The following is a 25,087-nucleotide window of genomic DNA, read 5'->3' on the forward strand; positions in this document are numbered from 1 at the left end:
GGCGCTGCCGCCGTTTGAGCAAGGACTACGAGGGCCTGCCGGAGAGTAGCGAAGCATGGATCCATCTTGCGATGTCGGGTCTCATGCTCCGTCGGCTTCGGCCAAGTTGACGTTTCTCAACACCCTCTGAGGCCCAGGCGCACCGCACTCGCCCGCAGAGCATCCCTCGCGGGCCGAAGGATCTTGCATGGGGCACGTACCAGCCCGGGGCGCGGCAGCGGGCACCGGGCCCGTGACCTCGGCGCGGCCCTGAGGTATGGTGTGCACGTCGGGATCGCCGGCGAGCTTTGGTGCGGTACAGCAGAGGCCGGCGCAGTCCCCGGCTGCCCTCTCCCCCGGCCCCTCTCGCAAGCGGGAGAGGGGAGAATTCGATCGCGCTTCGGCAGGTGCGGCGCGCGTGGTGTTGAAGCCCCGAACGGACGCGCCAGCGGCCGTGTCGGGGCTTACCGCTTTTCCAGCCGCGGGTTCACCCGCCCATGGCGGGGGTGCGCACCGGGCATTCGGGTGCCTGCATGCCACCGAAGCCACCCGGCCCTTTGGGAGCCTTTCCGCGTTCGTTGCGGCGGATTCATCCGCTCCCACGGCTGCGGCGACCGACTCCGCCTATCCTGAAACCCGCGCACTGCTAAACCCGTAGCACCCCCAAGTAAACCACCTGGCCACTTGCTGCATCCAATATCCGTTCTGCAGGACCATGCAGCACCCAGACTCGGGGCAGCGCCCATGAACAGAATCCAAACCACCATCGCCGCCCTGCTCGCAGCAGGCGTGCTCGCATCACCCGTCGCCGCGCAGGACACACACCCGGCGGGCACGCCCAGCGTGTCGGCCCACCGCGCCGCGGGCATCGTGCTGGACGGGCGGCTCGAGGAAGACGTGTGGAAGACGCCCGCACCGGCCAGCGACTTCCGCCAGGTGGAGCCCAACGAGGGGCAGCCCGCCACGCAGCGCACCGAGGTGCGGTTCGCCTACGACGAGACCGCCCTGTACGTGGGCGCGCGGATGTACGACTCGCTGGGCGCCGCCGGCGTGCGCAAGCAGCTCACGCGTCGCGACCAGAACGTGGAAAGCGACTACATCCAGCTGACGTTCGACACCTTTCACGACCACGCCGGCCGCACCGTGCTGCAGGTGAACCCGTCGGGCGTCAAGTACGACGCCGGGCAGGCCTCGGCCAACGCCGACCCGTCGTGGGACCCCGTCTGGGTGGCCCAGACGCACGTCGATTCGCTGGGGTGGACGGCCGAGATGCGCATCCCCTGGAGCCAGCTGCGCTTTTCCAGCGCCGTCGAGCAGACGTGGGGCATGCAGATCATGCGGCAGGCCCAGCGGCTGAACGAAACGTCGATGTGGTCGTTCTGGGGGAGCAAGGAAACGGGCGGGCCGCCGCGCTTCGGGCACCTGGCCGGCATTCGCGTCGAGAGCCGTCCGCGCGGGCTGGAGATCATGCCGTACGCGGTCAGCCGTGCATCGTACGTTACGCCCACGCAGCCGGGGAGCCCCTTCCAGCACGAGCGCGAGTACGACACCCGCGTGGGCGCCGACGTGCGGGCGCTGCTGGGCTCCAACCTCACGCTGTCGGCCACCATCAACCCCGACTTCGGCCAGGTGGAGCAGGACCCTGCGGTGGTGAACCTGAGCGCGTTCGAAAGCTACTTCGAAGAAAAGCGCCCCTTCTTCGTGGAGGGAAGCGGCCTGCTCAGCTTCGGCGGGCTCAACTGCTTCACCTGCAGCAACGTCAGCGGGATGTCGCTGTTCTACTCGCGGCGCATCGGCCGGTCGCCGCAGGGCGGGCTGCCGGAGCAGTACGAGTACGAGGATCGCCCCGCCAACGCGCGGCTGATCGGCGCCGCCAAGCTCACGGGGCGCACGGCGGGCGGATGGCAGATCGGCGCGCTGGAGGCGGTGACGGCGCGCGAAGTGTCGCGCGTGCGCAACGCCACCGGCCCCGTGGCGGAGCACACGGTGGAGCCGCTGACCAACTACTTCATGGGCCGCGTGCGCCGCACCACCGCGGGCGGCGCACGCACCTGGGGGCTGATGGCCACCTCCGTGGTCCGCCGCTTCGGCGACGGCGACGGCCTGCTGCGCGACCAGCTTCCCGCGCACGCCGAGGCCCTCGGCGCCGACTGGAACCTGTACTGGAAGAACCAGACGTACCGGCTGATGGGGAACGTGGCCCTGAGCAACGTCATCGGCGACTCGCTGGCCATCGGGCGCCTGCAGCGCTCGTCGGCGCGCTACTTCAACCGTCCCGACCGCGAGCAGGGCGCCAACGGGGTGTTCAGCGACCGGTACGAAACCGGCGCCACCGCGCTGCGCGGCTTCGGCGGCTACGCGCGGCTGAGCAAGGAGAGCGGCGACTGGCTGTGGGAGTCCTCCGTCAACTACCGCAGCCCGGGCTTCGAGGTGAACGACATGGCGTTCCTCACCCAGGCCGACTACGTGTGGATGCACGGCAACGTGCTGCGGCAGTGGACCCAGCCGGGGAGCTGGTACCGGAACTTCGTGGTGGGCGCGGGCGGGCAGAACCAGGTGAACTTCGACGGCGACCGCACCGACGGCCAGGTGCAGGCGTTCGCCAGCGGGACCTTCCACAACTACTGGGATGCGGGCATCTACGGCCACTATCGGCCCGAGGTGTACTCCGACCGCGCTACCCGCGGGGGCGCCGCCGTTCGCCGCGCCGCCAGCTGGTACGTGGGTCCGCGGATGAGCACCGATTCGCGCAAGCCGGTGGTGCTGTCGATGAACCCCGGCTTCGGCGGGGCGGCGGACGGGGGAAGCTTCGTGGAGGCGAACGCCAGCGTGCGCTTCAAGCCCACCACCAACGTGCAGCTCACCCTGTCGCCGGCCTACAACTACAGCGACAGCCGGGCGTCGTACGTCCGCCAGTTCACGGACCCCACGGCCACGGCCATGTTCGGCCGGCGCGCCGTGTTCGCCGACCTGGAGCAGCACACCGTGTCCATGAGCACGCGCCTCAACTGGACGTTCTCGCCCACGATGTCGCTGGAGCTGTACGCGCAGCCGTTCGTGGCGGCGGGGGACTACCGCAACTTCAAGGAGTTCGAGCGGCCGCGCAGCCTGGACCTGCGCACCTTCACCGACGCGGAGCTGTCCGTAGCCGCCACGCGCGCCGACGGCACCCCGGCAACGTATCGCCTGGATACGGATGGCGACCCCGCGGCGGACCAGGGCTTCCGCTTCGGCAACCCGGACTTCAACGTGCGCTCGCTGCGCGGGAACGCCGTGCTGCGGTGGGAGTACCGGCCCGGAAGCACGCTCTTCCTGGTGTGGCAGCAGCAGCGTTCGGATGGGCAGACGTACGGCGACTTCGAGTTCGGCCGCGACGCGAACGGGATCTTCGATTCCAAGCCCGACAACGTGCTGGTGATCAAGGCCACGTACTGGATCGGCCGCTGATCACTGCATTTCACGCAGAGGTCGCAGAGAACTGAAGGAGGACGCAGAGAAAAGAAGGTGTTTTTCTCTGCGTCCTCTCTTTTGTCCCTGCGTCCTCTGCGTGAAACCAGGATGGTCAGTCGTGTTCCACGTGAAACGCGCGTGCGTCCTGCCATCCCGGAGGCAGGTCCTGCACCTCGTCCACGTCCGTCAGGGGCTCCAGCAGGGCGGGGGTGATGCCCGCCGCCTCCAGGCGCTCCAGCGTGGCCTGGAGCACGCCTGGGGTGCTCCAGGCGATCCCCTCGAAGAGCCCCTCGACCAGCCCCATGAGCCCCAGCAGGTAGTATCCCCCGTCCCGAGCGGGCCCGATCACCGCCTGGTGATCGTCCAGCAGTGAAATCGCGCGGCGCAGCAGCTCGGCCCGCATCTCCGGCAGGTCCGATCCAATGATCACCACGCGCCGATGTCCATCCGAGAACGCCTGGGCAAAGGCATCGCGCATCCGTTCCCCCAGGTCGCCGTCAGCCTGCGGCAGCAGCGCCGGCCCATCGCCAAGCCATGCGCGTACGGGCGCCTCCGCGTCGGCCGGGGTGAAGTGCACCCGCACCTCCGCGCCGGCGACGTCCAGCGCCTCGCGAACCGCGTGCTCGGCCAGGCGGCGGTACACGCGCAGCGCGGCCTCCGCGCCGATGGAGGCGGCCAGCCGCGTCTTCACCCGGCCCGCTTCGGGGGCGCGGACGAACACCAGGATGGCCATCGGCGCGTGTGGAATGTCCTGTGCAGACACGCCGGGCCTTGCGGCGTGGCGGGAACCTCGATCACTCACGTGGAATGCCGAATTCAGAAGCGGGGCAGGGCACGCGCACGGCGGCGGTCGCCATGGTCAGCGCGGGCCTGGTGGGCCTCGCATGGATGGTCGAGGCCTCTGCCCGGCAGAACCGCACGCGCATGATGCACCGGCGGATGGTGGAACTAGCGCTGAACGCACTCAGCGCGGGCGACCCCGTCACCGCGCGCCACAGCCGCCGCGTCGCCGACCTCTGCTATGCGCTGGGCCAGGCCTGCCGGATGCCGCGCCGCGAGCTGCCAACGCTCCGCGTCGCCGCGCTGCTTCACGACATGGGCAAGATCGACGACCGCTTCTTCCACATCGTGCACTCGCGCAAGCGGCTGAGCAAAAAGGAACGCTCCGAGATCAAGTCGCATCCGCACGAGAGCGCCCATATTCTGGCGCCGCTGGAGCCCGAGCATCCTGGGATCCGCGCCATCGTTTCGTCGCACCACGAGTGCTGGAACGGCAGCGGCTATCCGTGCGGCCTCAAAGGCGACGACATTCCGCTCGGCGCGCGCATCATCGCCTTGGCCGATGCCTTCGACGCCATGACCCAGCCCCGGAAGTACCGCGACGCCATGCCGCTGGAAGACGCGCTCGAGGAGCTGAGGAAGGGAGCTGGCTCGCAGTTCGACCCGGCCCTGGTGGAGCTCGCCCACACTCCCGCCGTGCGGGAGCGGTGGAACGACGTAGCCGAGCGTGATCTGTTCGCCGAGCGCAACGCGGCGTCTGGGGTGACGGAATAGGATGGTAAAGTCGGGGTTAGGCTGCGATCGGCGCGGCCGGCGCAGTTCCCGGCAGTCCTCATCACCCCGGCCCCTCTCCCGCGGCGGGAGGTCGAATTCGTGTGCGTTTCGGCTGCATTCGGTGCGGCCCACGGCGCCCCCCATCCCCAACCCCTCCCCCGCAAACTGCGCGGGGGAAGGGAGCCAGCCCGGTGCGCTTCAGCGGGCCTGGCGCGCTCGGCTACGCGTGCAGTCCGCGAAGGCGGACTTCGTGACGTTCCAGCCGCGGTTTCAACCGCCGGGGCGGGGGCCGCGGGCGCGCACTCGACGGGGGACGACGCACCCAGTTGGGGAGCTACAGCCCGGTAGGATGGTGAATGAACGACCATTCAATCGCGAACTCCGCCTCCAGATGCCGCGCCAGCGCCTTCACCCCCCCCGTTTCCGTCGCGTAGTGGCCACCCAGCAGCAGGTTCACACCGCCCTCCTCCGCGTCGAAGAAGTTGTGGTGAGCCCCCTCGCCGGTCACGAACGCATCCAGCCCCAGCGCCGCCGCGTCCCCCACGCTCCCTCCCGCGCCGCCGGTAATCACCCCCACTCGCCGGACGAGCTCCGGTCCGCCGGGCGCCATCGTGACCGGACCCTCCAGCAGCTCGCTCAGACGTGCGGAGAGTGCGTCGCGGTGGATTGCGTCCATGGTTCCCCAGACACCCACCTGGAGGCCCTTGTAGTCGCCCATGCCGCCCTGGATGTCGATGCCCAGCTCACGGGCCAGCACGGCGTTGTTCCCGACGTCCGGATGTACGTCCAGCGGCAGGTGCGCCGAGTAGAGCGGCAGGTCGGCGTCGAAGAGCGCCTTCAGCCGGGCGTAGCGCCTTCCGGTGACGGCTCGATTGCCGTCCCAGAACAGGCCGTGGTGCACGATCAGCAGGTCGGCCCCGCCGGCGATCGCCCGGTCGATCGTCACCTGCGCGGCGTCGACGGCGACGGCGATGTGCCGCACGTCGGTGCGGCCCGAATCTACCTGGAGCCCGTTCAGTGCGTTAGGATAATCGAGTACGTCCGTGGCCCGAAGGTACCGGTCCAGGTAGGTGACGAGGGCGCGAAGCTCCACGTTGGGAACGGGTTGTGGGCCTTCCCACAAGAATGTGGAAAACCCCGGTGGATAACGGGGCACCCTGCCTGTGGAAAACAGGCAAGCCGTTGCAGTGCAACGGCTTGAACCTGTTCGGCACGGATGTGGATAAACCTTACGCGTCTGTGGAGTTCTCTGCGCCGGAGCCCGGCGGAAGCGCCGCCATCTGGCCCTGGTCCAGCATCTGGATCTGGCCGTTGAAGCGCGCTCCCTCTTCCAGCTGCAGGTGCTGCGCGGGGGCGCGGATCTGCCCCTCGATGTCGCTGGTGGCCTGCAGCTCCAGCCGGCTCTCGGCCACCAGGGTGCCGCGCAGCCGCCCGCCGATCACCGCGTCCTGGGTGATGACGTCGCCCACCACCTCGCCACTCTTGCCGATGATCACCGCCTTGCCGGCGCGCACGGTGCCCTCGATGCGGCCCTCCACGCGCACGGTGCCTTCGGTCACCAGGTCGCCCGTGATGTTCATGCCGGGGCCGATGATGGACATCGATCCTTCTCCCGCCGCCGCACGCGCCGCCACCGCGCGATCGTCCGCGCCCTTCCGTCCCAGCATTCGGCTACTGTGTGTTCGGGTTGTGGATCATCGTAACCGGGTCTACCGGCTGCCCGTTCCTGCGAATTTCGAAATGGAGGTGCGGCCCGCTGGAAACGCCCGTGCTGCCGCTGAGCGCAATCACCTCGCCGGCCGGCACCCTCTGCCGCGCCCTCACCAGCAGCTCCGAGGCGTGCGCGTACAGCGACTCGTACCCGCCGGGATGCGCGATGCGCACGTAGCGGCCGTACACGCTGTCTTCGCCCACCTCCGACACCACGCCGGACCCGGATGCCAGGATGCGCGACCCCGAGGCCACCGCGATGTCCATGCCGGGGTGCAGCCCGCCGCGCGTGCGCCGCTGTCCGCGCGTCACGTAGCCCCGCGCCGCCAGCGGCCAGCGGCGGGGCAGCCCAGCGCGTGAGGACGCGGTGGCCGTGGCCCCTGCGTCGCCCTCCGCCGAGTCGCCCGAGGCGGTGTCGGCCGCGGGCGTCGCGGAGCCGGCCTCCTCCACCCGGGGCAATGCCGCGGAGTCGGCACCCAGCATCCCCCTTACCTTGGCGTACTCGGTGCTGATCTCCTGCAGCTGCCGCGAAAGCTGCTGCATCTGCACGCGGTCGCGCCTGAGCTCGCGCACCTCCGTGCGCAGGCCGGGCACCCGCGCCGCCTGCCCCGCCAGCCAGATCCACGACCCCGCCATCATCAGCAGCACGAACGCGGTGATGCCCCCGCCAACCGCCAGCCGCCTCAGCCGACGGTAGGTCAGCTCGAAGGTGCGGGTGTTGTCGCGGTCGTTGGGAACCACGATGACCGTCATCCGGCGTTCGTCCGGCATCTTGAACTGCAGTGCGTGAGTGCGAGGTGCGTTAGTGCGTAAGTAACCCGGTGCGTGGGCGAAGTGCGGAGCTCCAGGCGTGGTGCCGTTCACTTCCGCACTACTTCGTTCTGTCGTGCCCGAGCAGCTTCTCCATGAGTCCATCGAAATCGTCCGCGTTCAGGAACGGGATCTCGATGCGGCCCGCGGTGCCGCTGTGGTGAATGCGGACGCGCGTGCCGAACTCCCGTTGCAGCTCCGCTTCCAGCCGGCGGACCTCGGCGTCGCTGCCAGTGGCGGGCGGCTCCGGCGACTTGCCTTTGCCGACGGGGCGGCGCGTGCGGACGCGGTCTTCCACGGCGCGCACCGTCATCCCGGTGTCGGCGGCCTGGCGCGCGAGGTCCGCCATCTCGCGCTCATCCTCCAGGCCCAAGAGCGCCCGGGCGTGGCCCATGGAAAGCGCGCCCTCGTTCACCAGCCGCTGCACCGACGCAGGTAGCGCCAGCAGGCGCAGCAGGTTGGCTACGGTAGACCGCTCGCGCCCCACGCTCTCGGCCACCTCGGCCTGCGTAAAGCTGAACTCGTCCATCAGCCGCCGATAGGCCGCGGCCTCTTCCAGCGGCGACAGGTCGGCGCGCTGCACGTTCTCGACGATGGCGACCACCAGCATGGCCCGGTCGTCCAGCTCGCGGACCACCACCGGCACCTCGGTCCACCCCAGCCTGCGGACGGCCCGCCAGCGGCGCTCGCCCGCCACCAGCTCCCACTCCGCCCCGTCCGGCGCATCCGCGCTCGCCCGCCGCACCACCAGCGGCTGCAGCAGGCCGTTCTGCCGGATGGACTCTTCCAGCTCCGACAGCTGCTCGGGGGTGAACTCCCGGCGCGGCTGGAACGGGTTGGGCGTAATGTGCGAGGTGGGAACCGAGCTGGGCTGCTCGGTAGCCTCGGCCGGCGGCTCATCCGTGTACTCGCCCATCAGGGCGCTCAGGCCGCGGCCCAGCCGGGCCTTCTTTGCCATCGCCATGGCCTACTCCCCCGCCGCCAGCGCGGGCGCCTCGGCCGCCGCGCCCTTGCGACCCTTGCGGGCGATGACCTCCTTGGCCAGGGCCAGGTAGCTCTTGGCGCCCACGGAGATCACGTCGTAGAGGACGATCGGTTTCCCGAAGCTGGGCGCCTCGGCGATGCGCACGTTCCGCGGGATGGTGGTGCGGTACACCTTGGGCCCGAAGTACTCCTTGGCCTCGTCGGCCACCTGGCGCGACAGGTTCAGACGGCTGTCGAACATGGTCAGCAGCACGCCCTCGATCTGAAGCCCCGGATTCAGGCTCTTCTGAACGATGGTCACCGTGTTCAGTAGCTGCGACAGCCCTTCGAGCGCGTAGAACTCGCACTGGATGGGGATGAGCACCGAGTCCGACGCGGCCAGGATGTTCAGCGTCAGCAGGCCCAGCGACGGCGGGCAGTCGATCAGGACGTAATCGTACCGGTCGCGCAGCGTGGCGATGGCGTTGCGCAGGATGTTCTCGCGGCCGGTGCGATTGACCAGCTCCACCTCGGCGCCCACCAGGTCGCGGGTGGCGGGCAGCACGTCCAGGTAGGGAAAGTGGACGTTGCCGATGATGGCCTCGTCGGCCTTCATCCCCTCGATGAGCACGTCGTAGATGGACCGCTGCACCTCTTCCTTGTCGATGCCCAGGCCGCTGGTGGCGTTGCCCTGCGGGTCCATGTCGATGACGAGCGTCTTTTTCTCGGCCACGGCCAGGCAGGCGCCCAGGTTGATGGCCGTAGTGGTCTTGCCGACGCCGCCCTTCTGATTCGCGATGGCGATGATGCGCGACACGCTCGTCCTCACGATGAGGTGGGGTTGGATGCTGCCCGGGCAATATACGCGCGCGCGCGCGTGGAAAGAAGTGGAAGAACGGGCGAGAGCACGATCGTCACGCTGCCGCCGAAAGGAGCCGCTTCAGAGATGTTTCACGTGGAACACAGGCGAGTATTTCGCACGAGAATCGCTTTTGTCGCGTTTCAGCCTCGCGGGCGGCGCACCACCCTCGTAAGTGCACGATCGTGAGCTATAAACGATTCTGAGAAGCCGCTTTTGTTCGGCAGGCTTTCGGAAATCGTCTCAGTTGGGTAGAAAATGGCCGTGTCTGCGACGCGGGCCACCCCCATGAACGGGCGCCAGCGTCAGCCCCGCTTGCGAACCTCCATCACCAGGTTCTGCAGATCGCTCGGGCTGACACCGGGGATCCGCCCGGCCTGCGCGAGCGTCGCCGGCCGGATCCTGTCCAGCTTCTGCCGCGCCTCGAACGAGAGCGAGTGCAGCTCCGGGTAGACCAGCGCGACGGGCAGGGCAAAGTCGGCCTGACGGCGCAGGGCCTCGGCACGGTTGCGCTCCTTTTCCAGGTACCCCTCGTAGCGAAGCTCCATCTCGGCCGTGGTCAGCGCGTCCGCAAACTCGTGGGCCTCTGCCTCCGGGGCGCCGCCGACCGCATCCACCAGGGCCGCCGCCGGAACGTTCGGCCGCTTGATCAGCAGCGACAGGCGCGTGGGTTCGCGGAGCAGGGAAGACCCTGCGGCTTCCAGCAGCGGGTTCACCTGCGCGGGCGAAGCGTTGGTCACCTTCAGCCAGCCATCCATCTGCTCGGACAGCCGCAGCCGTCGGTCCAGTGATGCCTTCTGCGCATCCGTCAACAGGCCGCGCTCGGCGGCCATGGGTGCGAGGCGCTGGAGTGCGTTGTCCTGCCGCAGCGTCAGGCGGAACTCGGCGCGCGAGGTGAACAGGCGGTAGGGCTCGTCCGTGCCCTTGGTCACCAGGTCGTCCACGAGTACGCCGACGAACGCCTGGTCGCGCTCCAGGATCAGCGGATCGCGGTCCAGCGCCGCGAAGGCCGCATTGGCACCCGCGAGCAGCCCCTGGCCGGCCGCCTCTTCGTACCCCGTGGTCCCGTTCACCTGGCCCGCCAGGAACAGCCCGTCCAGCGCCTTGCACTCCAAGGTCGATCGCAGCTGGTGGGGAGGATAGTAGTCGTACTCGATGGCGTACCCCACCTTGGTCATCCGCACGTTCTCCATCCCCGGAATGCTGCGCAGCATCCGCAGCTGCACGTCGCCGGGAAGGGAAGTGGAGAGGCCGTTGACGTACAGCTCGTGGGTATCCAGCCCCTCCGGTTCCAGGAAAACCTGGTGACGCGCGGCGTCGGGGAACTTGACGATCTTGTCCTCGATGGACGGGCAGTAGCGCGGTCCGCGCCCCGCGATCTCGCCCCCGTACAGTGCCGACTCGTGAAGGCTGCCGCGGATGATCTCCTGCAGCGGCTCTCCCGTCCAGGTGATCCAGCAGGGGAGCTGCGGCAGCAGGGGCGCGCGCTCCCAGACGGAAAGGCGGTACTCGGGGGTTTCGCCCGGCTGCAGCTCCAGTGCATCCAAGTTCACCGAGCGCCCGTCCACGCGGGGCGGCGTGCCCGTCTTGAAGCGCGCCACCTCCATCCCCAGCGCCTCCATCTGCTCGGCCAGGGAGATGGACGGCGGATCTCCCGCACGCCCGGCAGGCACCGAAGGCGATTTGCCGACGTGGATGCGGCCGCGAAGAAAGGTGCCCGCGGTCAGGACGACGGAGGGAGCGCGGAACTCGTATCCCGCCTCCGTGCGCACCCCGGCGACACGCTGCCCATCCATCAACAGCGACCCGACCATGCCCTGGAAAAAGTGGAGGCCGGGGTTCCGCTCCAGCAGCGAGCGGGCCGCGCGGGGGTACAAACCGCGATCGCACTGCGCACGGGGCGCCCACACGGCGGGGCCCTTGGAGCGGTTGAGCATGCGGAACTGGATGCGCGAGCGGTCGGTCGCCATCCCCATGATGCCCCCCAGCGCATCTACCTCGCGCACGACGGTGCCCTTGGCCACACCCCCGATGGCGGGGTTGCAGCTCATCTGCCCGATTCCTTCCAGGTTGGGCGTCACGAGCAGCGTGCGCGCGCCGACGCGGGCGGCCGCACCCGCGGCCTCCACTCCGGCATGCCCCCCGCCGATCACGATCACGTCGTACCGCGTTTCCATCATTGCCTGTGCGTGTGATGATGCGACGCTGTCCTGTACATCGTGAGCAGGGGTGTGTTCCACGTGGAACAATGAAGTGCGTGAGTGCGTGAGTGCGTGAGTGCGTGAGTGCGTGAGTGCGTGAGTGCGTGAGTGCGTGAGTGCGTGAGTGCGTGAGTGCGTGAGTGCGTGAGTGCGTGAGTGCGTGAGTAACGGTAGGCGATTGAGGCGCACACACTAACGCACTAACGCACTTCCGCACTCACGCACCCCCTAACCCTTGGCATACGTGTTGCACCCCCAGGCGACCCCAAGCACGGGAACCAGCAACGGGGAGGATGAGGATGCAAGACGAACGGAATACCGGGACGGGGGGCAGTGGCTCCAGCCTCGGTTCGACGGGCGGAAGCACGGGTGGGCTGGGCGCGACGGGCAGCACCTCCGGAGGCGGCTCGACGAGCGGTGGATCGTCCACCGGCGGCGGCGCGAGCAGCAGCGGTGGGAGCACCGGCGGTTCGGGGCTGGGCGGCGGCGCCGCGACCCTGAGCGGATCGACCGGCACCACGGGATCGGGTGAGACGACGGGCGGCACCAACCGCGTGAGCGGCGTGGAGCAGCTGCAGGAGCGTGCCGACCAGATGCTGGAGCAGGCGGCCGAGCAGCTGGAGAACGTGGCCGAGAAGCTCGACAGCGTCGCCGGCCTGATCCCCAAGAAGGGCGTGGGCGAGCGCGCCAACCAGTACGGCCACACCGCGGCTGACACGCTGGAAAGCATCGCGCGCTACCTGCGGGACAACGACACCACCTCGCTGCAACGCGAGCTGGGCGGCATCGTCGCCACCCGCCCCCTGAGCACGCTGCTGCTGGCGGTTGGCGCCGGCTTCGTGGCTGGCAAGGTCCTGCGCTAACCGGAGGAAACCATGGCGGACCTTCACACCACACCCGGCCGGTCCGACGGCATGGGCACGGGATCGGGAGATGCCCCGCTCGGCGACCTGATCCGGCAGCTGGCGCAGGACAGCGCCACGCTGGTCCGCCAGGAAGTGGCGCTGGCCAAGGCCGAGCTGCAGGCCAACGTCAAGAGCGTGGCTCGCGACCTTACCATGGTGGCGATCGGCGGCGTGATCGCCCTGATCGGCGCCATGGTGCTGATCCTGTTCCTGGTGCTGGCGGTGGGCGATGCGCTCAACGAGTACTGGCTCGGCGCGCTGATCGTCGGACTGCTGTTCGTGATCGTCGGCGGGCTGCTCGCCAAGAGCAACCTGAACAAGCTCAAGCACGAGAGCGTGGCGCCGACCCGCACCCTCGAGACTCTCAAGGAGGACAAGCAATGGCTTCAGAGCGAGATCAAGCAGGCCAAGCGGGATCTGGCATGAGCGGCACCGGACGCAACGCCGGCGGCTCGGCCGCAATGGGCGACAAGGGCGGATCCGGCGAAGTGCATAGCGGCCTGCACAGCGCCGGCGGCGGCGACCAGTACGAGGGTCTGCAGTTCGCGGGGAGCGAAGAGGGCGGCAGCCGCAGCCGGCTGGGCGGCGCGGCCGAGGCCATTCGCGACCGCGTGGGCGAGGGTGCCCGCAACCTGGCGGGCGAAGTGGGGCCGCGGGTGGCACGCGCGGCCAGCACCACCCGCGAGCGGGCGAACCGCGCGATGGAGCAGCGCGGCCTGGTAGACCGCCTTCGCGACAACCCGCTGCCCATCCTGGGCGTGGCGTTCGCGATCGGCTTCGTGATGGCGGCCCGTGACGACGACGGGGACGATGACTACGGCACGTCGAAGGCGTCGCGCGCGCGGCGGGAGCTTCGCAGCGCCCTGATGGGCGGCATCAGCGCCGGCATCGCACAGGGCGCGCGCGGGTTCCTCAGCCAGACCAACAGCCAGGGCAGCGGCTTCCTGGCCGAGCTGATCGACGGCTTCATGGGCGGCCAGCAGGGCGGGGGCAGCCAGGGCGGGTCGGCCGGCGGCTCCACCAGCCGCGCCTCGGGCAGCGGCAGCTCGGGTGGACGCACCGGCGGCTCGACGGGCGGGGCCAGCGGTGGCGGGTCGGCGGGTGGTTACGGCGGCGGCGGCGGCGGCGGCTCGACCGCAGGCGCCAGCCGGGCCGGCACGTCGGGATCGGGGGCGGGGAGCACGGGCGGATCGCGTCCTCCCAGCCACCAGGAAGACCTCTGACGGGATGGCCGAGGCTGGCTATCGCGTGACCGGCCGGGTACAGGGAGTGGGGTTCCGCTGGTGGACCCGCTCCCTCGCTAACCGGCTGGGTGTTTCCGGCACCGTCCGCAACCTGCCGGACGGTGCCGTCGTCGTACACGCCCGTGGGTCCGAGGCGCGCCTGGCGGAGCTGCGCGCACAACTGGCGAAGGGCCCGCCCGGGGCGCTGGTGGACGCCGTCGAACTCCTCTCCTTCTCCTCGGACGGCTTCCGCAACGGGGAGTTCGCCATCGTCCGCTGAATCCGAAGCTATCCCGAAGAAACACGGCCTACGAGATTCGCGATAGACGAGCGATCCCGAATTCGGGAATACTCTGCCTCGTCTGGGCCATTCGCGCGCGATGAAAGCGAATTTCGAGCGAAATGTCGCCCGGCAGCGTCTCGCGAGGGCTACTTGCCCACGCAGAAGCTGCCGAAGACGCGATCGAGCACGTCATCCACCGATACCGCCCCCACCAGGTCCTCCAGTGCCCCCGCGCCCCCGCGAAGGTGCGTGGCCGCGAACTCCATCGGCACGTCGTCGTCCAGTGCGGCCAGAAAGTCGTTGACCTCGTCGCGCGCGGTCCGCAGCGCACGCGCGTGCCGCTCGCGGGTGACAAGGGGCACCTCTCCCGGTTCGCCGAGGATGCCACCGAACGCCCTCGCGAGCAGCGCCTGCCGAAGCGCCGGCAGACCATCCCCCGTCACGGTGGAGACGGCCACGCCCGGAACCGCGCCCGACGCGTCCGCCGCCGCCCCGCTGTATCGGTCGCGCTTGGTCCGCACGAGCACCAGGCGGACGGGGTCGACGCTGGCGACGAACGCCGCCTCGTCCTCCTCCATCTCCCGTCCGGCCTCTACACAGAACAGCACCAAGTCCGCGGCCGCAAGGTACCGGCGCGCCACCTCGATCCCCATCCCCTCCACCGTGTCCACCGTCTCCCGCAGCCCGGCCGTGTCCACCAGGCGGAACGGATAGCCGTCGATCGAGACGGACGATTCCAGCGCGTCGCGGGTCGTCCCCGGAATGTCGGTGACGATGGCGCGCTCGGTTCCGAGCAGCGCATTGAACAGCGACGACTTCCCGGAGTTGGGGCGGCCGGCGAGCACCGTCAGCGCGCCCTCGCGCAGCAGCTCGCCTTCCGGCGCCGTAGCCAGCAACGCATCGATCCGCCCGATGACGTCCCCGGCCGAGGCGCGAATGCGAGCCGGGGGAACGGGCGGCTCGTCCTCCTCGGGAAAGTCGATGGAGTAGGCGATCAGCGCCTCGGTGCCGATGATGGCGTCGCGCAGCTCGCCGATGCGTCGCGACAGGCCGCGCTCCAGCTGGTGCACGGCCGCGCGGTGAAGGGCGCGTGACCGGCCGTCGATCAGGTCGGCGACGGCCTCGGCCTGCAGCAGGTCGAGCTTGCCATTGAGGTACGCGCGGCGGGTGAACTCGCCCGGCTCGGCCGCACGCGCGCCGGCCGCCAGCAGGGCATCGAGCACCAGCTGGGGCGTCAGCACGCCGCCATGCGTGGCGATCTCCACGGTGTCCTCGCCGGTGTAGCTGGCCGGCGCGGCGAAGTACGTCACCAGCCCCCGGTCCAGGAGCTCGCCCGTCTCCAGATGGCGAAGCGCCACCAGGCGCTGCACCCGCGGTGCGATCTCGCCCAAGGTGGGTGCGATGGCGCGGAGAATGTCGATTGCACGAGGGCCGGACAGGCGCAGCACCGCCACGGCGCCCCGCCCCTGCGGCGTGGCGATGGCGGTGATGGTGTCGGCGGGGAAGGGAAGCGAGAGCATGGCGGGATGATGGGGCGGGGCGGAGGCGCGCGAAAGGGAGGACCCTCTCCCCGGCCGCCCCGGGCGACTGAAGTCGCTGCAACGACCCCACGAAGGCCGCCTTCGCGGACTGGCCTGTTCTCGTGCGAGGAGGACCGTGAAGCTCGCCCGGGGCTGTGTGGCGGATCCCTCAGTCGCTGCGGTCCGGGATGCACGGGCAGGGCTGATCGTGGCCGCTCCGTCGGGATGACAAGCGCCCTTCGTCCATGCAAAAGCGCCCGCCCTCCACCAGGAGAGCGGGCGCTCTGACGACCACCAACGCTGGCGCTACTTGCGCTTCCGATTCGCCGGAATGCGCTTCAACGCATCGTGCTTGACGGCCACCTTCTGCTCGGCCTTCTGCTTTTCCGTCGCGCGGCGGCGCTCGTTGGCGATCAGGATCTGCTGCGGGAACGAGGCGACGTTCGTGGAAGCATAGTACAGGTTCAGCCCCGACGGCATGGCGAAGAAGAACATGCCCATCATCACCGGCATCATGTACATCATCATCCGCGTCTGCTCGTTCTGCTCCATCCCGCTGAGCTTGGTGCTCACCCACTGCAGCCCGAACATCGACACCACCAGGAACACCGGCAGCAGGTACAGCGGATCGCGCAGCGACAGGTCGGGGAACCAGGCGAAGCTGGTGCCGCGGAACTCGATGGCGCTCTGGAACACGAAGAACAGCGTGATCATCACCGGCATGGGGATCAGCAGCGGAAGACACCCCGACATCATCGACAGCGGGTTGACCCCCAGCTCCTGGTACAGCGCCATCATCTCGGCGTTCATCTTCGCCGGGTCGCCGCGGTGCTTCTCCTGAATCTCCTTCATGCGCGACTGCAGCACCGGCTGCACCGCCATGTTCTTCATCTGCGCGCGCATGGCCCGCGCGTTCAGCGGCCAGGTGACGCCGCGCACCAGGAAGCCGAACAGGATGAGCACCCACCCGTAGTGAAGGCCCAGGGTGTTGTGAAGGCCGTTCAGGGTCCACAGCACGGCGGCGGCGATGGGCCGCACCACCGGCCGCAGCCAGCGGTAGCCGTACGGGTTCACCTCTTCCAGCTCATGGCCCACGGCGGCCAGGCGCGCGTGCTCCTGCGGGCCCAGGTACGCCTGCTGCCGGAACGTGCCGCCGGCGCCCAGCGGCTGCACGGCGCGGGCGCGGGCACGGGGCGACTGCAGGGTGTCGCCGTTGAGCGTGTACTTGATGTCGCGCGCCGGCTCCATCTCTACCCGGCTGAACTGCTCGCGCCCGGCGTTGATGAGGGCGATCAGGAAGTAGCGGTCCTTGATGCCCGTCCACACCAGCGGCCCGGCGAGGGTGTCGGGCGCCTGGATTCCGCGGATGGCCTCGCGCTCCACCCGCTCGCGGTTCCATCCCACCACCGCCAGCTCGTTGGCCGAGCCGTGCTCGGGCGAGTCGTGCGGGGCCAGCCCGGTGCCCAGCTCCGTCACCATCTGCGGCTGCACACCGGCGGGCAGGCCAGTGAAGCGCCCCTGCACGTCGACCGCGTAGTCGTTGGGCCGGAAGGTGTAGGTGAGCTCGGCGCGCACGGAACCCACCGGGTCCGACACGAAGCGCAGCTGCCGCGGTCCGTCGCTTTCACGCAGGACCAGCGACGCGGCATCGGGGGTGAAGTGCACGCCGCGGAAGTCAAGCGTGTCGCGGCCCACGACCAGGCGGCGCGCCAGCACGTCGCGCGCGCTGCGCGGCACCAGCTGCACGCTGCCGCCGTCCTGAACGTAGCTGGAAAAGCGCGGGAGCGTGGCCGCGTTCAGCGCCGCGCCGCGCGTGGAGAAGCGGTAGTCGTACAGCGGCGAGCGCACGTGCACGAACCGCTCGGGCTGGCCGGGTTGTGACGGCCCCGTAAAAGGCAGCGAGGCGGGCAGCCCCGGCGCCGGCGTCCGGGCCGGGCTGCTGGCTGCCGCGGAATCCGCCGGGGGGCGCACGGGTGCCGGGGGGGTGCGCGGAAAGAGCGCCTCCCACGCGAAGATGAACGCCGTCGAGAGGACGATGAAGAGAATGAGCCGCTTGGTCTGATCCATCTTGTGGTGGTTCCACCGGGTACGGGTCGGCCCGCTCAGGGAACGGGGTCGAAGCCACCCTTGCACAGGGGGTTGCAGCGCAGCAGCCGCTTCAGCAGCAGCCACGAGCCGCGCGCCGCGCCGTACCGCTGCAGCGCCTCCAGCCCGTAGTGCGAGCACGTGGGATGAAAGCGGCAGACGGGAGGCTTCAGCGGCGAGATCCCCTTCTGGTAAAAGCGGATGGCTGACATCATCGCGCGCGCGAGCACAGCTCCTCCGTGAGCGCGGCCACCTCGTCGCGAAGGTCCGCGAACGAGGCCGTGTAGGCTTCGGGGCGGGCACGGAACAGTACGTCCAATGCGAGCCCGCGGTTTCGGAGTGCCGGCAGCACCACGGTGCGCCCCAGGTCGCGAAGCCGGCGCTTGACCAGGTTTCGCTTCACGATGGTGCGCTTGTGCTTGGGAACCACGACGCCCAGGCGCGCAAACGGAGCGGGGGAAGGGGAGACGAACGCGTCCAGGTGGCGCGTCTTGCTCCTCTTCCCCCGTCTGAACAATGCGCGGATCTCATCCGAAGAGGTGATCCGCGCCCGCCTGGGCAGGCCGAAGCCCTGCCGTTCGCCCGCGCCGTCCGGGTCCATGGACCGGGGTGCGCTGCGCGCGGCGTTCGGGACGCCGCTCAGTACTTGCTCGGAACTTCGACCACCAGCTTGTGGCGCCCCTTGCGGCGGCGGGCGTTCAGGACGGCGCGGCCGCCCTTGGTGGCCATCCGGGCCCGGAACCCATGCTTGTTGATCCGCTTGCGGTTGCGCGGACGATAACTCGGCTTCATCGGTCAACCCCTTCGGGTGCTGCGTCGTAACGAGAATGGAGGGCCGGGAAGGCCTTTGTGGCAAAGACAGTGAATGTAGCGGAGGTGGCCGGTTCCGTCAACCTGCGACCCCGTCCACGACGGGAGATCCGAATCGTCAGCCTGGCGGGTCGCGCGGGGGAAGGTTGGACAACGAGACCCGGTCATACCCCCGGGACTTCCGGTCCTCGGGATGTGGCTCCAGGCCGACCACCGTGATGTGGCCGTCCTCGGGCCCGTACAGATACGACTGAAAGACCTTGCGTCCGTACCGGCGCGACAACGGTTCGATCTCGTGTGTCCGCAAGCCAGGGTGCCGGGGGTCGTCACGGAGAAGCGCAATCGCCTTCGCCCAGCGTTTGAAGAGCTCGCGATCCGCTGGAGAGAGGGAGTTCTGCCGGTGGCCCTTCAGGAGGCGCTTCCAGAGCTCCAGCATTTCGGGTACGCCCTTCCGAACCACATACGGCATCCGCCCAGCTTGGTTCAGGGTTCGTCGATCAGGTCCCGCACCTCGTCGAGATCGAATTCGTCGCCAACGACGCCGGTGGCAAGGTTGGTCACCGCCTCGTCCACATGAGCAAGCGTGCGCCGGGAGATCGCATCGGGGACACGCAGCACCCGGGGCTCCAGCAGAATGCGCCCGTCATCATACCGGCTCATCCGGTAGTGCTCGTACTCCGCACCGGTCAGCGTCACTCGCTTCTTGCTGTCCACCCGGACGTCCCGCTCCGCGACTACTTTCATCCAAGCCTCCTCCATCAATGGTGGGAATTCCCACTGTGGGCTTCCAAGGCTATACAGGCGCCCCACGTGGGTCAAGTGCGCTGGCTACCTGTTCGGGGGAGCTTCGGAAGCCTGCCGAATCCGCAGGCGGCCCGGATGCGACACCGCTCGTACTGGATCACAAACGCAGGTAACTCCAGGCACTTAGCGGGCTTTCTTGACTTATCCACAAGGCAGTTCTACGTTGCCCGGGTGTCGTCTGCGGTCGCCGTCCTGCTGCTGGATGTGATGGAGCTCACTGCCGGGGAAATCTGGTCGCGCATTCTGGAGAGCGCCAAGACCGCGCTGCCGGACCAGGCTTTCCGCACGTGGCTGGCGCCCACGCAGGCGATCGCCGTCTCCAACGATCTTCTCGTCGTCGCCACTCCCAATCCGTTCGCCGTGGAATGGGTAGAGGAAAAGTACGCCGACCTGCTCACGCGCATCGGTGAGCACCTGTTCGGGCGCCGCTTCACCCTCTCCGTCCAGTACCAGGGCAACGGCAAGGCCCCATCCGTGCCTGCCGCCATCGAGTTCGCAGAGCCCGCTCCGCCCCCGGCGCCCGCGCCCCGCGTGGACACCGCGCCCGCACCGTCCGCCGCGAACGCACCGGCGGGGCACGCCGCACCGCTGAACCCGCGCTACGTCTTCACGCGGTTCGTGGTGGGCAACAACAACCAGCTGGCGGCCGCCGCGGCGCACGCGGTGGCCGAGGCGCCGGCGCGGGCGTACAACCCGCTGTTCATCTACGGCGGCGTGGGGCTGGGCAAGACGCACCTGATGCACGCCATTGGTCACGCCATGCTGGAGCGCGAGCCCCACAAGCGCGTGCTGTACATCTCTTCCGAGCGCTTCACCAACGAGCTGGTGAGCGCCATCCAGGAAGGGACGATGGCCGAGTTCCGACGGCTGTACCGGCAGATCGACCTGCTGCTGGTGGACGACATCCAGTTCCTGGAGGGCAAGGAGCGCACGCAGGAGGAGTTCTTCCACACCTTCAACGCGCTCCACGACGCCCAGCGCCAGATCGTGCTGACGTCGGACCGGCCGCCCAACGCCACGGGCCTGGAGGACCGCCTAGTCAGCCGCTTCGAGTGGGGGCTGGTGGCCGACATCAAGCCGCCCGACTTCGAAACGCGCATCGCCATCCTTCGCCGCAAGGTGGAGGAGGACCGGCTCGAGATCCACGACGCCGATGACGTGCTCTCGTTCATCGCCCGCAACCGCACCTCGTCGGTGCGCGAGATCGAGGGCGCGGTCATCAAGCTGCTGGCGTACTCGTCGCTCACGCGGCGCCCCATCGACCTGGCCCTGGCCCGCGAGGCCCTGGGCAACCCGCTGGGCACCGACGCGTCGGGCGCGCCGGGCGGCGTGTCGCCCGAGCGGGTGCGCGACAAGGTGGCGCAGGCGTGGAACACCACCAGCGAAGCGCTGCAGTCCAAGAAACGCACCAAGGACCTGACCATCCCGCGACAGGTGGCGATGTACCTGATCAAGGAGATGTTCGACCTGGCCCTGGTGGAGATCGGAAGGCTGTTCGGCGGGCGCGACCACAGCACGGTGATCCACTCCGTCTCCAAGGTGGAGGAGGACCTGGTGGCCGACCCCGAGTTGCGCCGCAAGGTAGACGAGCTGCGCGCGTCGCTCCGGTAGCGCAAACCGTCCCACCCGACCGTCCGGAAGAAGGATGGATCCGGACGGAGGGACGCCGGAAAACACCGTGGACAACCGGTGTGGGAAGTTCGTGGAGAAGTTGTGGAGTACCGGGCGCGGCTGTGGGAATGGGGACGGCGTGGGGAATCGGGCAGTTCTCCACAACCTCAATCCACAGGGTCCGAACCGGTTCAGGTGGTTGCGGGAGCACAGGTTGGTAGGGCGCGAGGGACGGTATCCACAGATCCACACCCTCTACTACCAATACTAGATTGGATATCTATATGGTGGTAAGAACCCTTCCCCGTGGAGAACGGGTCACCCTCGAGCGTTGGCGACCGACGTATGCGATTCACGATCACGCGTGAAAACCTGCAGCAGGGGCTGGGCGCGGTGGCGGGCAGCATTCCCACCCGCACCACGCTTCCCGTGCTGTCGAACATCCTGATCGAGGCCGAGGACGGCGCCGTCAGGATGAGCGGTACCGACCTGGACACCGCGGTGTCGGTGCGGGTGGCCGCCGACGTCGCCGAGGCGGGCGCCATCACCGCGCCGGCCAAGAAGCTCCAGGAGATTGCCCGCGAGCTTCCCGGAACGGTGGAGTTCGGCACGCAGGGCGACGCCATCCAGATCACCAGCGGGCGCACCAAGTACCGGCTGAACGGGCTGCCCCGCGACGAGTTCCCGGCCTTTCCCAAGGTGGACTTCGCCGAGAGCTGGCGCGTCACCGGGCAGGAGCTGCAGCGGCTGATCACCCACGTGTCGTTCGCCGCGTCGACCGAGGAGACGCGGCCCATCCTGAACGGGGTGCTCTGGCAGCTGGGCGAGGGAGAGATGCGGATGGTGGCCACCAACGGACACCGCCTGGCCAAGATGACGCTCTCCGTGGAGAACGGCGCCGCCGCGGTGCCGCCGGGCGACTTCATCGTGCACCCCAAGGCCCTGGGGCAGGTGCAGCGCCTGTTCAGGCCGGACGAAACGGTGGAGGTGGGGCGCAGCGAGAACCACATCGGGTTCCGCGGCACCGACGTGCAGATCTTCACGCGGCTGATCGAGGGGCCGTACCCCAACTACGAGCAGGTCATCCCCAAGGACAACGACAAGTCGATGGTGGCCGACAAGGGCGCGCTGCAGGCGGCCGTGCGGCGCATGGCCATCGTGGCGAGCGACCAGACGCACCGCATCCGCCTGTCGCTGGGCGGTCCCATGCTGCGTTTCGCCGTCGAGACGCCCGACGTGGGCACGGCCACCGAGGAGCTGCCGGTGGAGTACGATGGAGACCCGCTGGAGATCGGCTTCAACGCGCAGTACCTGCTGGAGCTGCTGCGCTACATGCCGACCGACGAGGTGAAGATGAGCTTCAAGGCACCGGAGCGCGCCGCCACCATGCAGCCCATCGGCAACGAGGACACGCCCGACTACCTGTGCCTGGTGATGCCCCTGCGGCTGCTGAGCTGAGGGATGGTGCCGCCGGCGACCCCCTCGCCGGCGGCACCATCCTGGTTCGTCCTCCCTCTTCCGTGTGACCCAGCCACCCGAACATGCCCCTGCTGACCTACGGCCGGTTCCTGGCAGCCGGCGTCCTTCTCTGTTGCACCACCGTCGAACTCCGCGCCCAGGACAGTACCCGGCCTGAGGCGATCCTGACCCGCGACGAGCTGGTCGCCACGGGCCGGCCCACCGTGGAGGCCGCCGTGCGCCGGCTGCGGCCCCAGTGGCTGCGGTTCCGCAGGTCGGCCGACCGGTTCGTGCAGGTGTACGTGGATTCGGTGCTTGCCCGCGATTCGGCGGTGCTGCGAACGCTGCAGCCGCACGAGGTGCGGTGGGTTCAGTACTCGACGCCCGCTGAGGCCCGTGTACGCTTCGACTCGCTGAACCGGTCCGGCGTTCTGCACGTTTCCACCCGCCTGCCGCTGTCCGCTGCGCACCCGCCACTCCCCGCGAACCCGGGGTTCGATCCCGGCGCCGGGCTCTCGCTGGCGGCGCTGCACCTGCAGCCCGTGTGGGGCCACAACTACTTCGAGTTCATGGAAGGACCCGGGGCGGCGGTCACCGGCTCGCTTCCCATCGGTGCCGGAACCATGCTGATGGGCACGGTTCGATACGCGAACCTGGACGAGACCTGTTCGTGCCGGAATTTCGAGGGTGCGCCGAAAGAGGCCGCCACCATGCTCGGTGGAGAGGTGGGCGTCAAGCTGTACGGAGGCGGATCCCGCGCGTACGCGCCGTTCCTTACGGCCCTCCTGGGGGTTCACCAGGTGAGCTGGAAAGCGGCGGGTACCCTGCACCCGGCCGTCTCCCAGTCCGGCACGGGGGCTTCCGCGGGCGCGGGCGTCGACGTACGCGTGGGTGCGCGAATGCTCCTGAATGCCGAAGCCCGCGTGTCGTTCGTCGGTTTCCAGAACGGCCTCGCGGGTCGGCTGGGCTCGCTGGGCCTGGGTACCACCGTCCTGCTGGGCCGCTGACCCCCCGAAGGCAGCCGCCCCATGCGCCGCAAACCGCTGATCTCCCTGTTCCTTCCGGCGCTCGCCGCGTGCACGGAAGGCCCTACGCAGCAGCCGCCCGCCGAGGTTCCCGCCATCGTGTTCTGCCGCGGTGGAATCGTGACCTGCTGGCTGACGGCCGTGAACCCCGACGGCACGGGGGCACGGCGGCTGTCGCCGGATCCCGCCACGGAGCCCGCCTGGTCGCCGGACGGCAAGCGCGTGGCGTTCATCAACTGGAAGGACCAGAACGCCGAGCTCTATGTCTGGAGCGTGGACGGATCCACGCGCCGGCTGACGCATACCGAGGCGCGGCGTGAGATCTCCCCCGCCTGGTCGCCGGATGGGACCCGGATCGTGTTCGCGGGATGGGGGCCGGGGGTGGAGCAGCACCTTTTCGTGATCGATGCCGATGGGACCGGCGAGCGCCAGCTGACCAGCGACGTGCGCCAGGGCTGGAGGCCCGACTGGTCACCGGACGGGCGGACGATCGCGTTCCAGGTTCATCGCCAGATCATGCTCATAGACGCCGACGGCTTCAACACGCGGTCGCTGATTTCCGGCGAGGCGCCGGCGTGGTCGCCGGACGGGACTCGCATCGCCTTCGCGCGCGATGGGTCGTATTGGCCGGAGGGCGGGCTGTTCACCATGGCGTCCGGCGGCGTTGACGTGCGACGGGTCACGACGGGTTTGGACGACAGCGAGCCGGACTGGTCTCCGGACGGCAGCCGGATGGTCTTCGCGCGGAACAGCGGCGGACGGCGGGCGCTGCACGTGGTGAACGACGACGGCAGCGCCATCCGCGCCATCGCCAGCGACTCCCTGCGCAACCTCCGCCCCTCGTGGCGCCCCTGATGGGACGCGGGCGATGAGAGGATCGAGGACATCTTCCAACCCACCCGGGCTGGCGTGCGGAAGATGAGAGGGCGCCGCATGCCGCGCCGGCGAACACTTCTCCTCGCGGGACTCTGCATGGCGCTCCTGGGCGGCATCCTCTGGTGGCGTAGCACGCGGCCCTCGCACGAGCGGGTGTGGCGTCCGGAGCAGGCCGTACTTCCCCAGGTGACGTTCGACGGCAGCCGCGTGCACGTGACGAACGTGCGCGACTTCACCTTTCGCTCCGCCACCGACTTCACCCCCGGGTACCGCGACCGCACCTACGACCTGGGCCGCATGAAGCGCGTGTGGTTCGGCCTGTCGCCCTTCAACACCGACTGGCGCGGGCCCGCGCACACCTTTTTGTCGTTCGAATTCGCGGACGGGCAGTTCGTCAGCGTGTCGGTGGAGGCGCGGCGGGAGGCGGGCGAGGAGTACTCGATCTGGAAGGGGCTGCTGCGCCGGTTCGAGGTGATCTACGTGATCGGCGAGGAGCGCGACGTGATCGGCGTGCGCGCGGTGACGTGGAAGGACGCCGTGTACCTGTATCCCGCCAAGGCGACGCCGGACCAGGCGCGCGCACTGTTCGTGGACATGATGAAGCACGCGCAGCGGCTGGAGCGGGAGCCCGAGTTCTACAACACGCTCTGGAACAACTGCACCACCAGCATCCTGGAGCCGGTGAACCGCATCGCCACCGAGAAGATCCCCTTCGGCGTGCGCGTGGTGCTTCCGGGCTATTCCGACAAGCTGGCGATGGACCACGGGCTGCTGGACACCGACCTGCCGCTGGAGCAGGCGCGCCGGAAGTTCCAGGTGAACGAGCGCGCCCAGGCTTCCATCCACGCCCCGGATTTCTCGACGCGCATCCGCTCGTGACCCGCCGATCCCGCGTCGGTTGGCGGGCTCGCACAACGAAAGCGCCTCCGCACCGACGAATCGGCACGGAGGCGCTTTTCAC

24 protein-coding genes and 1 pseudogene are annotated in these 25,087 nt (G+C 69.1%); 12 read left to right on the forward strand and 13 right to left on the reverse strand.

All coding sequences use genetic code 11. The features are described from left to right. Both VGB24_RS19160 and VGB24_RS19165 read left to right on the forward strand, forming a co-directional pair. Positions 1–110: pseudogene (locus VGB24_RS19160) on the forward strand (IS5/IS1182 family transposase); the annotation flags it as partial. Between the two features lie 613 nt (positions 111–723). Beyond that, positions 724–3,426: a DUF5916 domain-containing protein gene (locus VGB24_RS19165; RefSeq protein WP_331074556.1), complete on the forward strand. Its 2,703-nt coding sequence runs from the start codon at positions 724–726 to the stop codon at positions 3,424–3,426. Positions 3,427–3,541: 115 nt separating this feature from the next. On the opposite strand, the gene VGB24_RS19170 is transcribed toward VGB24_RS19165, so the two are convergent. Continuing rightward, positions 3,542–4,162, reverse strand: a complete 621-nt coding sequence (locus tag VGB24_RS19170; RefSeq protein WP_331074557.1) for a TIGR04282 family arsenosugar biosynthesis glycosyltransferase — start codon at positions 4,160–4,162, stop codon at positions 3,542–3,544. 74 nt (positions 4,163–4,236) lie between these two features. Here VGB24_RS19170 and VGB24_RS19175 point away from each other — a divergent pair, with 74 nt between their 5' ends. Further along, positions 4,237–4,983, forward strand: a complete 747-nt coding sequence (locus VGB24_RS19175; protein ID WP_331074558.1) for an HD-GYP domain-containing protein — start codon at positions 4,237–4,239, stop codon at positions 4,981–4,983. Positions 4,984–5,317: 334 nt separating this feature from the next. Here the strand turns inward: VGB24_RS19175 and VGB24_RS19180 are convergent, their stop codons facing one another. The 6 genes from VGB24_RS19180 to mnmG all read right to left on the reverse strand — a co-directional run bounded on the left by VGB24_RS19180 (position 5,318) and on the right by mnmG (position 11,505). Then, positions 5,318–6,076, reverse strand: a complete 759-nt coding sequence (locus tag VGB24_RS19180) for a Nif3-like dinuclear metal center hexameric protein (RefSeq protein WP_331074559.1) — start codon at positions 6,074–6,076, stop codon at positions 5,318–5,320. Positions 6,077–6,212: 136 nt separating this feature from the next. Continuing rightward, positions 6,213–6,584 carry a polymer-forming cytoskeletal protein gene (locus VGB24_RS19185; RefSeq protein WP_331074560.1) on the reverse strand — a complete coding sequence of 124 codons (372 nt, stop codon included), beginning with the start codon at positions 6,582–6,584 and terminating at the stop codon, positions 6,213–6,215. Positions 6,585–6,654: 70 nt separating this feature from the next. Further along, positions 6,655–7,464, reverse strand: coding sequence for a M23 family metallopeptidase (locus VGB24_RS19190; RefSeq protein ID WP_331074561.1), 810 nt, complete (start codon positions 7,462–7,464; stop codon positions 6,655–6,657). A 100-nt stretch (positions 7,465–7,564) separates the two neighbouring features. Beyond that, positions 7,565–8,467, reverse strand: coding sequence for a ParB/RepB/Spo0J family partition protein (locus VGB24_RS19195; RefSeq protein ID WP_331074562.1), 903 nt, complete (start codon positions 8,465–8,467; stop codon positions 7,565–7,567). 3 nt (positions 8,468–8,470) lie between these two features. Next, complete coding sequence (locus VGB24_RS19200) at positions 8,471–9,283, reverse strand: AAA family ATPase (protein ID WP_349263942.1); 813 nt, start codon at positions 9,281–9,283, stop codon at positions 8,471–8,473. 347 nt (positions 9,284–9,630) lie between these two features. Beyond that, on the reverse strand, positions 9,631–11,505 hold the full coding sequence (mnmG, locus tag VGB24_RS19205; RefSeq protein WP_331074564.1) for a tRNA uridine-5-carboxymethylaminomethyl(34) synthesis enzyme MnmG: 1,875 nt from the start codon (positions 11,503–11,505) through the stop codon (positions 9,631–9,633). Between the two features lie 320 nt (positions 11,506–11,825). Between mnmG and VGB24_RS19210 the strand changes: the two genes are divergently transcribed. The 4 genes from VGB24_RS19210 to VGB24_RS19225 are packed head-to-tail and all read left to right on the forward strand — an operon-like array spanning position 11,826 to position 13,934. Beyond that, on the forward strand, positions 11,826–12,389 hold the full coding sequence (locus VGB24_RS19210) for a hypothetical protein (RefSeq protein WP_331074565.1): 564 nt from the start codon (positions 11,826–11,828) through the stop codon (positions 12,387–12,389). Positions 12,390–12,401: 12 nt separating this feature from the next. After that, on the forward strand, positions 12,402–12,857 hold the full coding sequence (locus tag VGB24_RS19215; RefSeq protein ID WP_331074566.1) for a phage holin family protein: 456 nt from the start codon (positions 12,402–12,404) through the stop codon (positions 12,855–12,857). Continuing rightward, entirely contained in the window at positions 12,854–13,654 is an 801-nt protein-coding gene (locus VGB24_RS19220; RefSeq protein WP_331074567.1) for a hypothetical protein, read from the forward strand. Before VGB24_RS19215 ends, VGB24_RS19220 begins: the two co-directional genes overlap by 4 nt. A 4-nt stretch (positions 13,655–13,658) precedes the next feature. Then, on the forward strand, positions 13,659–13,934 hold the full coding sequence (locus VGB24_RS19225) for an acylphosphatase (protein WP_331074568.1): 276 nt from the start codon (positions 13,659–13,661) through the stop codon (positions 13,932–13,934). 149 nt (positions 13,935–14,083) lie between these two features. On the opposite strand, the gene mnmE is transcribed toward VGB24_RS19225, so the two are convergent. From mnmE to VGB24_RS19255, 6 genes are all read right to left on the reverse strand, one after another. Next, the gene (gene mnmE, locus VGB24_RS19230) at positions 14,084–15,457 is read right to left on the reverse strand and encodes a tRNA uridine-5-carboxymethylaminomethyl(34) synthesis GTPase MnmE (RefSeq protein WP_331074569.1); all 1,374 of its coding nucleotides are present in this window, start codon (positions 15,455–15,457) and stop codon (positions 14,084–14,086) included. Positions 15,458–15,763: 306 nt separating this feature from the next. After that, a complete protein-coding gene (gene yidC / locus VGB24_RS19235) occupies positions 15,764–17,524 on the reverse strand; it encodes a membrane protein insertase YidC (protein WP_331074570.1) in 1,761 nt (586 codons plus the stop codon). A 35-nt stretch (positions 17,525–17,559) separates the two neighbouring features. Beyond that, complete coding sequence (yidD, locus tag VGB24_RS19240) at positions 17,560–17,757, reverse strand: membrane protein insertion efficiency factor YidD (RefSeq protein WP_331022195.1); 198 nt, start codon at positions 17,755–17,757, stop codon at positions 17,560–17,562. After that, entirely contained in the window at positions 17,754–18,143 is a 390-nt protein-coding gene (gene rnpA, locus VGB24_RS19245; RefSeq protein WP_331074571.1) for a ribonuclease P protein component, read from the reverse strand. The genes yidD and rnpA overlap by 4 nt, the downstream gene beginning before the upstream one ends. A 38-nt stretch (positions 18,144–18,181) precedes the next feature. After that, on the reverse strand, positions 18,182–18,334 hold the full coding sequence (gene rpmH, locus VGB24_RS19250) for a 50S ribosomal protein L34 (RefSeq protein WP_331022193.1): 153 nt from the start codon (positions 18,332–18,334) through the stop codon (positions 18,182–18,184). Between the two features lie 501 nt (positions 18,335–18,835). Continuing rightward, positions 18,836–19,096: a hypothetical protein gene (locus tag VGB24_RS19255; RefSeq protein WP_331074572.1), complete on the reverse strand. Its 261-nt coding sequence runs from the start codon at positions 19,094–19,096 to the stop codon at positions 18,836–18,838. A gap of 231 nt (positions 19,097–19,327) precedes the next feature. Here VGB24_RS19255 and dnaA point away from each other — a divergent pair, with 231 nt between their 5' ends. The 5 genes from dnaA (at position 19,328) to VGB24_RS19280 (ending at position 25,005) form a co-directional block, all read left to right on the forward strand. Next, positions 19,328–20,767 (forward strand): chromosomal replication initiator protein DnaA, encoded by a 1,440-nt coding sequence (gene dnaA / locus VGB24_RS19260; protein WP_331074573.1) that lies wholly within the window; start codon positions 19,328–19,330, stop codon positions 20,765–20,767. A 345-nt stretch (positions 20,768–21,112) separates the two neighbouring features. Then, positions 21,113–22,225 carry a DNA polymerase III subunit beta gene (gene dnaN / locus VGB24_RS19265; protein WP_331022189.1) on the forward strand — a complete coding sequence of 371 codons (1,113 nt, stop codon included), beginning with the start codon at positions 21,113–21,115 and terminating at the stop codon, positions 22,223–22,225. Between the two features lie 83 nt (positions 22,226–22,308). Then, a complete protein-coding gene (locus VGB24_RS19270) occupies positions 22,309–23,232 on the forward strand; it encodes a hypothetical protein (protein ID WP_331074574.1) in 924 nt (307 codons plus the stop codon). A 21-nt stretch (positions 23,233–23,253) separates the two neighbouring features. Beyond that, positions 23,254–24,105: a hypothetical protein gene (locus tag VGB24_RS19275; protein ID WP_331074575.1), complete on the forward strand. Its 852-nt coding sequence runs from the start codon at positions 23,254–23,256 to the stop codon at positions 24,103–24,105. 117 nt (positions 24,106–24,222) lie between these two features. Then, positions 24,223–25,005 (forward strand): DUF4105 domain-containing protein, encoded by a 783-nt coding sequence (locus VGB24_RS19280; RefSeq protein WP_331074576.1) that lies wholly within the window; start codon positions 24,223–24,225, stop codon positions 25,003–25,005. The last annotated feature ends 82 nt before the right edge of the window (positions 25,006–25,087 follow it).

Origin of the sequence: Longimicrobium sp., assembly GCF_036399935.1 — a bacterium.
Classification (GTDB): domain Bacteria; phylum Gemmatimonadota; class Gemmatimonadetes; order Longimicrobiales; family Longimicrobiaceae; genus Longimicrobium.